Annotated in this window: 7 protein-coding genes; 3 read left to right on the top strand and 4 right to left on the bottom strand. The window is 71.9% G+C overall.

Features of this window, described 5'->3' with window-relative positions; translation table 11 throughout:
- Nucleotides 1-113: 113 nt before the first annotated feature.
- Together ACI2K4_RS34685 and ACI2K4_RS34680 are read right to left on the bottom strand one after the other, a co-directional pair.
- Nucleotides 114-908, bottom strand: a complete 795-nt coding sequence (locus ACI2K4_RS34685) for a class I SAM-dependent methyltransferase (protein WP_404517406.1) — start codon at nt 906-908, stop codon at nt 114-116.
- Nucleotides 908-1,672 (bottom strand): SDR family oxidoreductase, encoded by a 765-nt coding sequence (locus tag ACI2K4_RS34680; protein WP_404517405.1) that lies wholly within the window; start codon nt 1,670-1,672, stop codon nt 908-910. Before ACI2K4_RS34680 ends, ACI2K4_RS34685 begins: the two co-directional genes overlap by 1 nt.
- 260 nt (nt 1,673-1,932) lie before the next feature.
- Here ACI2K4_RS34680 and mshA point away from each other — a divergent pair, with 260 nt between their 5' ends.
- Nucleotides 1,933-3,318: a D-inositol-3-phosphate glycosyltransferase gene (gene mshA / locus ACI2K4_RS34675; protein WP_404517404.1), complete on the top strand. Its 1,386-nt coding sequence runs from the start codon at nt 1,933-1,935 to the stop codon at nt 3,316-3,318.
- Nucleotides 3,315-3,866, top strand: a complete 552-nt coding sequence (locus ACI2K4_RS34670; RefSeq protein WP_404517403.1) for a YbjN domain-containing protein — start codon at nt 3,315-3,317, stop codon at nt 3,864-3,866. Before mshA ends, ACI2K4_RS34670 begins: the two co-directional genes overlap by 4 nt.
- Nucleotides 3,867-4,084: 218 nt before the next feature.
- Here the strand turns inward: ACI2K4_RS34670 and ACI2K4_RS34665 are convergent, their stop codons facing one another.
- Nucleotides 4,085-4,552, bottom strand: a complete 468-nt coding sequence (locus ACI2K4_RS34665; protein WP_404517402.1) for a hypothetical protein — start codon at nt 4,550-4,552, stop codon at nt 4,085-4,087.
- A 1-nt stretch (nt 4,553) separates the two neighbouring features.
- On the opposite strand from ACI2K4_RS34665, the gene ACI2K4_RS34660 reads away from it, so the two are divergent.
- The gene (locus tag ACI2K4_RS34660) at nt 4,554-4,904 is read left to right on the top strand and encodes a hypothetical protein (RefSeq protein ID WP_404517401.1); all 351 of its coding nucleotides are present in this window, start codon (nt 4,554-4,556) and stop codon (nt 4,902-4,904) included.
- A gap of 366 nt (nt 4,905-5,270) precedes the next feature.
- Here ACI2K4_RS34660 and ACI2K4_RS34655 read toward each other — a convergent pair whose 3' ends face one another.
- Nucleotides 5,271-6,533, bottom strand: coding sequence for an MFS transporter (locus tag ACI2K4_RS34655; protein ID WP_404517400.1), 1,263 nt, complete (start codon nt 6,531-6,533; stop codon nt 5,271-5,273).

Here is a 6,533-nt window from a genome sequence, read left to right as displayed (position 1 = left end):
CTCTTCCGACCCTGCGGCCGACGATCGCTGCGAACCTCGAACATCACAACCCCTGACACGATCAGGCGTTGCAACGATCCCTAGAACCCGAGGCGATAACAAGGGGCCCTTCCTTACCCCGGGGCGACGGTGGGCCAGGGGACGGTGATCTCGCCCAGGCGCCAGCGGGCGGGGCGGTCGAGTACGGGCCAGCCACCGGCCCGGACCGCCTCGACCGTACGGAGCCAGCGCTGGCGGGGACCGAAGGTGGCGTACGGCGCCGCGTCCCGCCACCCGTCCTCCAACGCCCGCAGCAGCGCGTGCACCCCGGTCCCGGGCACGTTGTGGTGGATCAGTGCCTTCGGCAGCCGTTCGGCCAGCGCCGCCGGGCTCTCCAGGGTGCCGAGCCTCGGTGCCAGGGTGAGCGACCGGGGTCGACCCGTGCGGTCCACCAGCAGCCAGGTGGCGAGCCGCCCCAACTCGTCGCAGGTGCCCTCGACGATCAGCCCGTCCGGGGCGAGCGCGTCGGCCATCGTCCGCCAGGCGTCCGCGACCTGTGCCTCGTCGTACTGGCGCAGCACGTTGAAGACCCGGACCAGCACCGGGCGGAGCCCGGCCAGTTCGAAGCCGCCCCGGGCGAAGGTGAGTCCGGGCGGGTCGGCCGCGTACCCGGCGGCGGCCACCCGTACCGGGTCGATCTCCAGCCCGACCACCCGTACGTCCGGCCGGACCGCCGTGGCCAGCCGGGCCCGCAGTTCGACCGCGGTGACCGGGGTGGCGCCGTAGCCGAGGTCGACCACCAGCGGGTCGACCGCGTCGCGGAGCACCCCGGCGCAGCTTGCCGCGATCCAGTTGTCCACCCGGCGCAGCCGGTTGGGGTTGGTGGTGCCCCGGGTGACCACCCCCATCGGCCGGCGTGGCGGTCGCATCAGCTCACCCGGTGCACCTTGTGCTGGGCCGCCTGGGCCAGCGGGCGGACCACCAGCCGGTCCACGTTGACGTGTTGCGGTCGGGTGGCGCACCACGCGATGCAGTCCGCGACGTCGTCGGCGACCAGCGGGTCCGGCACCCCGGCGTAGACCGCCTCCGCCCGTTCCGCGTCGCCGCCGAACCGGTGCAGGGCGAACTCGTCGGTCCGGACCATGCCCGGGTCGATCTCGACCACCCGGATCGGCCGGCCGAGCAGTTCCAGCCGGAGCGTACGGGCCAACGCGGTCTGCGCGTGCTTGGCCGCCGTGTAGCCGCCACCGCCCTCGTACACGTCGATCCCGGCGGTCGAGCTGACCACGATCACCGTGCCGGCACCGGACGCCTCCAGCAGCGGCAGCACCGCCCGGGTCACCCGGAACGTGCCGAGCACGTTCACGTCGTACATCCACTGCCAGTCCGCCACCGAGCCGGACTCGACCGGGTCGAGCCCGAGCGCGCCACCCGCGTTGTTGACCAGCAGGGTGACCGGGCCGGGCAGGTCGCTCGCGGTCGCGGCCAGCGCCGCCACCGCGTCGTCCGAGGTCACGTCGCAGGTGGCGGCGGTCGCCGTACCGCCGTTCTTGGCGATTTCCTCGACCAGTTCGGCGAGTCGGTCGGCGCGCCGGGCGGCGGCGAGGACGTGGAAACCCTCGGCGGCGAGCCGGCGGGCAGTGGCCGCGCCGATGCCGCTGGAGGCGCCGGTGACGATGGCGACAGGAGTCATCCCGGCATTGTTGCCCATCGACCGGGGCCCACCGGACCCGAGGGACGCCGGTGGCGACCCGGGAACGGCCGTTGCGTGACCAGCCGGTGTCCGCCAGGTGGACAACGGGGGCGACCGATGGATGAGGTCGGTCACCTATGCGGGTACCGGGATGAATGGTTGTGGCGTGATCGGGAAGATGACGATCAGCGTGGCGGTTGTTGTCCTGGGGCGCCCGGATACGTGCCCGACCGTATTTCACTGTGACCGAAGGAGTGGATGTGGCGGAATCCCACACGGGCGTCGGGCGGCAGCGGGGCGCCCGGCCATGGCCGACGCCGAACCGGATCGCCACCCTCTCGGTGCACACCTCGCCCCTGGACCAGCCGGGCACCGGCGACGCGGGCGGGATGAACGTCTACATCGTCGAGGTGGCCCGGCGTCTGGCCGACGCCGGTGTCGAGGTGGAGATCTTCACCCGGGCCACCGCGAGCGACCTGCCGCCGGTGGTCGAGATGGCGCCCGGGGTGCTGGTCCGGCACGTCACCGCCGGACCCTTCGAGGGGCTGGCCAAGGAGGAACTGCCGGGCCAGCTCTGCGCCTTCACCAACGGCGTGTTGCGGGCCGAGGCGGCGCACCCACCCGGCTGGTACGACCTGATCCACTCGCACTACTGGCTCTCCGGACACGTCGGATGGCTGGCCAAGGAGCGGTGGGGGGTGCCCCTGGTGCACACCGCGCACACCCTGGCCAAGGTGAAGAACTCCCGGCTCGCCGACGGGGACCGGCCCGAGCCGAAGTCCCGGATGATCGGCGAGGAGCAGTTGGTGGCCGAGGCCGACCGGCTGGTGGCGAACACCGCCGTCGAGGCCCGGGATCTGATCTCCCGGTACGGCGCCGAACCGGCCCGGGTCGCCGTGGTCGAGCCCGGTGTGGACCTGGACCGGTTCCGGCCGGCGACCGGCTCGGTCGACGCGGGTCGGCTCGCCGCCCGTCGCCGGCTCGGCCTGCCGGAGTACGGCTACGTGGTGGCCTTTGTCGGCCGCATCCAGCCGCTCAAGGCCCCGGACGTGCTGATGCAGGCGGTGGCCGCGCTGCGGGACCGTGACCCGTCCATTGCCGAGCAGTTGACGGTGGTGATCGCCGGTGGTCCCAGCGGAAGTGGCCTGGACCAGCCGACCGCCCTGATCGAACTGGCCACCTCGCTCGGGATCGGCGACTCGGTCCTGTTCCGGCCGCCCTACACCGGGGAGGACCTGCCCGCGCTCTACCGGGCCGCCGACCTGGTCGCGGTGCCCTCGTACACCGAGTCGTTCGGGCTGGTCGCGCTGGAGGCCCAGGCGTGCGGCACACCGGTCGTCGCGGCGGCGGTCGGCGGACTGGTGACCGCTGTCCGGGACGGGGTGAGCGGCATCCTGGTCGACGGGCACGACCCGGTCGACTGGGCCCGTACACTCAGCGGCCTGCTCGCCGCGCCGGGGCGGCGGGCCGCGCTCGCCGAGGGCGCGGTCCGGCACGCCCAGAACTTCTCCTGGACCAGGACCGCCGAGAACCTGCTCGCGGTCTACCGTGATGCGGTGACGGAGCACCGGAGCTGGCTGGCCGCCCAGTTGGCGGGCGATGCCGAGCCGGTCACGCCGCCGGTCCTGCCGGTGGGGATCCGGTGACCGGGCGGGATCCGGCGACCGGGCGGGACGACCGGCGGGCGGTCGCGGAGCTGGTCGAGTCGGTCTGCGCCGAACGCGAGCTGCCCTGCGAGGCGACCGGCGAGTTCGCGTACGCGGTCACGCTGCCCGGCACGCACAAGCTGAAGACGATCTGCAACCTGATCGTGGGGGAGCACGCGCTGCGGATCGAGGCGTTCGTGATGCGCCAGCCGGACGAGCGGCGTGAGGAGCTCTGGGCCTGGCTGCTGCGGCGCAACGCCCGGATGTACGGCGTGGCCTTCTCGATCGACGCGGTCGGCGACGTGTATCTCACCGGGCGGGTCGGGCTGACCGGGGTGACCGAGACGGAGCTGGACCGGTTGCTCGGGGCGGCGCTCAGCTACGCCGACGACTCGTTCGACACGATGTTGGAGATCGGGTTCGGCAGTTCCATCAAGCGGGAATGGGAATGGCGCCTCAAGCGGGGTGAATCGGTGGCGAACCTCGCGGCGTTCACCCATCTCTTCGAGCCGTCGAAATCCGCCGAACCGGATTTGGACCGCCCCTGACGGGTATGGCACGGGTGGCGCACGGACGACGCACGCACGACGAGCGACGCGCGCCGCATGCCGATGACAGACTGTCCAAGGGAGCGTGAGAATCTCATGGCTCAACGAAGCAGTTCGAGTCGCGGCGGCACCGCGACCGCGACCAGAAGCCGGACAACCAGCGCGCGGAGCAGCAGTCCGAGCGATATCGCCATGATGACCGCCGACCAGATCCGGGGTCAGCTCCGCAAGCGCGGGATCACCGGCATTTCCGCTCTGCGCAAGGGTGATCTGGTGCAGGCGCTCTCCCGGGCGCTGCGCTCCGAGGGACGGCGCGGTGGCGGTTCGGCGAGGACGAGCAGGGGACCGGCGAAGCGGACCGCCACGGCGTCGGGGCGGACCAGCCCGGCGCGCAAGAGCACCGCGTCGGCGCGTACCGGGGCCGTGTCGGCCCGCAAGAGCACTTCCGGTACGGCACGGAAGTCCACCTCCACGGCGGCACGGAAGTCCACCTCCACGGCGGCACGGAAGTCCACCTCGGCCGCCCGGAAGAGCACGTCGTCGGTGCGCCGGACCACGTCGGGCGGGGTGAGCGCGACCGCCAGGCAACGTCGTTCGTCCCCGGCGAAGGCGGCGCCGAGCACGGCCGCCCGTACCGCCGAGCGGGCGAAGGCCGCGGCGGCGAGCGGGATCAGACTCGGCCGCACGATGTCCCGGTCGCTGAAGTACGCCCAGCCGATCGCGTCACCGGACCAGCGTCCGGAACGGCTGGGACGGAGCCTCGTCACCACCAGCCACGCGGTGATCCAGCGCTGGGCGCGGGCCCGGAAGGCGAAGCCGGCGACGATCGCCGGGACCGAGCGCGATGGCCGGGTGGGCGTACTGACGTTCAATTTCCCGGGGTGGCGGGAGGGCGGCCGGCTGAAGCAGATCACCTGGGATCAGTGGTTCAAGACGTTCGACCTGCGCCGGCTGAACTTCATCTATCAGGAGCGGCGTTCGGACGGTAAGCAAAGTAACTTCTTCAAGCCGGAATCACCGGACCGCGAAGATGGCTGAACAGTGCGGGACGTTGGTTCATCAGTGGTGGCACAAATTCGTGTGACGGGCAAGACAGTTACGCGGCTTGTGCCGGTTCCGCAGGGCGAACTACCGTAATCGCGGGCGTGACGCTTGGAACGGTTCGGGGGAACCGCGAGTCGATCAGATTCGAGCACCGAGCGGGCGCGCCCGGGGGACGGGTGGCACGAAGCCGTTGGGGGACGGCGCCACCTGAGACCGGCGGTGTGAGCGGGCGATGCTTACGGGGGTGAGTGTCGCCCGCCGCCGCCGGGCCGACCTGCGCCCTCACGCAAGGAAGGGCCCCTTGTTAACGCATAGCGTTAACAAGGGGCCCTTCCTTGCACTGGGCGGGACGGTCGCGGGTCAGGCCTTCTCGGCTACCAGTGGTGTGGCGGTGGAGGTGGTCCGCCGGATGGCGGCCACCCGACGCTCCCGGGGCGGGCCGGCGAGCAGGTGCCCGAGTGCCGCCGCCAACCCGAGACCGCCGGCGACCACCCAGTGCCAGTCGCCGAGATGTTGCAGGCTCAGGCCGCCCAGCGCGGGCGCGACGAAGGCCGCGGCCGGGAAGGTCAGGTAGAACACCGACTGGTAGCGGGCCCGCAGCACGGCCGGGGCCAGTTCGGCGTTGATCTCCGCGTTCGGCGGCGCGGCCAGCATCGAACCGATCGTCCAGACGACCGAGGCGGCCAGGTAGACCGGTAGGTGGTCGGCGAGGGCCAGTGCGCCGAAGCCGAACGCGAGCAGGGCGGTCGAGCCGGCCAGCACCAGATGCTTGCGGTAGCCGTCGATCAGCCGGGGCACGAACAGTTGCCCGAGCACGATCAGCCCGCCGCCGAGCGCCACCACCGCGCCGTACGACGCCGCGCTGAGCCCGTCGGCCCGCATCGCCAACGGCATGATCGTCGAGGTCTGGGTGGTGAGCACGGCCAGCACGAAGGTGAGCCCCACGAAGACCATGAACGTACGGTCGGTCAGCGCCGTACGCAGCCCCGGTCGCCGCCGTCCGGTCCGGTTCGGGGCCTCGGGGGAACGTCCACCGGCCGTACGCCGCAACGTCTCGGGCACCTTCCAGGCGATCAGCACGGTGGTGACCAGGGTGGCGCCCGCGTCGACCAGGAAGAGTGCCAGGTAGCTGCTCTCGGCGAGCAGACCCGCCAGGAACGAGGCGGCGGCCATGCCGAGGTTGAAGGCCCAGAACTGGAGGTTGAACGCCCGGGAACGGCGATCCTCGGGCACCACGTCGATGATCGCCGCGACAAACGCCGGACCCGGCATCGAGTGCGTGACGCCGACCAGGGCGGCGAGCACGGCGATCGCGACCAGGTGCTCGGTGAACGCGAGTGCCAGCATGCCGAGCGCGGCGGCCAGGTGCGACCAGACCAGTGTGGAGCGTCGCCCCCAACTGTCGGCCAGCAGTCCGCCGAGCAGCACCCCGACCGCGCCGCCGGCACCGTACGCGCCGACCACCAGCCCGGCGAGACTCTCGCTGGCACCCCGGCTGCTGGTCAGGTAGAGCGACAGGAAGAGCATCGCGAACGCGCCGACCTTGTTGATCAGCAGTCCGGTCCAGAGGTACCAGTAGGTGGCGGGGAGGCCCCCGGCGGTTTCCCGCAGCCAGCGGCGCAC

The sequence above is a fragment of the Micromonospora sp. NPDC050397 genome (genome assembly GCF_044901685.1).
GTDB lineage: Bacteria > Actinomycetota > Actinomycetes > Mycobacteriales > Micromonosporaceae > Micromonospora_G.
Note: the sequence above shows the minus strand (reverse complement) of the source record. Positions and strands in the feature narration are given on the sequence as shown.

Bases quoted from the DNA above. Each gene is read 5' to 3' on its own strand.
- ACI2K4_RS34685 (WP_404517406.1), bottom strand. From the start codon at position 908: ATGCGACCGCCACGCCGGCCGATGGGGGTGGTCACCCGGGGCACCACC.
- ACI2K4_RS34680 (WP_404517405.1), bottom strand. From the start codon at position 1,672: ATGACTCCTGTCGCCATCGTCACCGGCGCCTCCAGCGGCATCGGCGCG.
- ACI2K4_RS34660 (WP_404517401.1), top strand. From the start codon at position 4,554: ATGTCCCGGTCGCTGAAGTACGCCCAGCCGATCGCGTCACCGGACCAG.